The following is a 1561-nucleotide window of genomic DNA, read 5'->3' as shown; positions in this document are numbered from 1 at the left end:
AAAAGATAAGAAAGTATAAAATTTGTCACAACCACAGTCCCCAGGACTGTGGTATTTTCAATTTATGGAACTAAACATACTGAAACAGATCTTCTTTGATAAACATAAACATTGGAATAGATTTAAAGAAAAATACGGAACAAGAATACGACCAATTGTAATAAAGGAAGTGGAGAAATTTAGAGGCTGTGGCAATCCTGAGAATGGATTTAAGTTATTCGTCTGTGAAGGTTGTCATGATGTTCGACGTGTACCATACCGTTGTAAAGGTCGTTTTTGTACAACTTGTTCTGTTGGTGAAAGTGAAGAATGGAGTCGGCTGTTAGCCGAAGATGTACTCCAGGTAAACCATAGACATGTGATTTTTACAATAGATGAAGGACTTCGAGATATATTTCTACTGCATCGCCATTTATTAAAGGATTTTATGGATGAAGCTGCTCGTATACTAATCGAATTCTTTCAAAAGAAAGCAAAAGTGACTCCTGGCATTATTGCAGGATTACATACATTTGGCTCAAAAGTGAATTTTAATCCACATGTACACATACTTGTGACAATGGGTGGAATGACGAAAAAAGGTGAATGGAAGGGTTATGATTTCTTACCCTTTGAAATGTTAAGAAAACAATGGCAGACAGTTGTATTAAAGTTGATACGAAGAGGTGTAACAGAACAGGAAAAGAAACGAATTCAACCAAGACTACAAAAGGCTTTTTCGAAAAATGGGAAAGGCTTCTATGTGCATGCCCCAAAACAGAAGGGGAATGTAAAAGAACAATTACGCTATATTGGTCGTTATATTCGTCGACCTGCGATTGGACTCAATCGGATCGAGGCATATGATGGTCAAATGGTGACATTTAAATATGTCGATAAAACAGACGGTGTAGAAAAAACAGAAAGTGTTACAGTAGAAGAATTTATCGCCCGTTTAATTCGTCATATTCCAGACGAGCAGTTCAAAACAATTCGTCATTATGGCATGTATAGTCGTCGCATTAAAAATCTGTGTAAAAAAGTATTAGCTGCATGGCAAGCAACTTCAAGAAAGTGGATTCTATCAATTAAGAAAACACTACGTCGTAAGACGTGGAGAGAACGCATCGTAGCAAGTGGTCAAAAAGATCCAATAATTTGCCCACATTGTGAATCGTATTATGAATATAAGGGGGAAGTCTGTAAAGAAAATGGTAAACTGACCATAAAGGTCGCCTTATGTAAGACCACAAAAGCATATTTAGAAAGGATGATACACTATTTCTCCAGTCAGCAAACCACGCAAAAAGAAAAAGAAATCAACTCCATCCAAACCAAAGGCACCCATCACGTATGTATGCCTGCTTTGTGATGCAAAAGAAAAGATTCCATACGCAGTTGTAAGAGAATTTGATCGAATGGATGAAGGAGATCCAAGTGTACCGCCTATGTTTTCATGTGAGAAGTGTGGTGCTCAAATGTATCCGGAATACTATAAAGGAATACATGGGATTGAGTACAGACTATCGGATATGAAATGAACCTAAAAGGACCGGGCATGGTTTTCGCCCGGTTTTTCTTA

At 37.4% G+C, this 1561-nt stretch carries 1 protein-coding gene; it reads left to right on the top strand.

The genetic code is table 11. The features are described 5' to 3' along the window. The first annotated feature begins 64 nt into the window (after positions 1-64). Entirely contained in the window at positions 65-1351 is a 1287-nt protein-coding gene (locus tag CD30_RS19035) for an IS91 family transposase (protein ID WP_088350849.1), read from the top strand. Positions 1352-1561 lie beyond the last annotated feature (210 nt).

Source organism: Ureibacillus massiliensis 4400831 = CIP 108448 = CCUG 49529 (assembly GCF_000772965.1).
Taxonomy (GTDB): Bacteria; Bacillota; Bacilli; order Bacillales_A; family Planococcaceae; genus Ureibacillus; species Ureibacillus massiliensis.
Note: the sequence above shows the minus strand (reverse complement) of the source record. Positions and strands in the feature narration are given on the sequence as shown.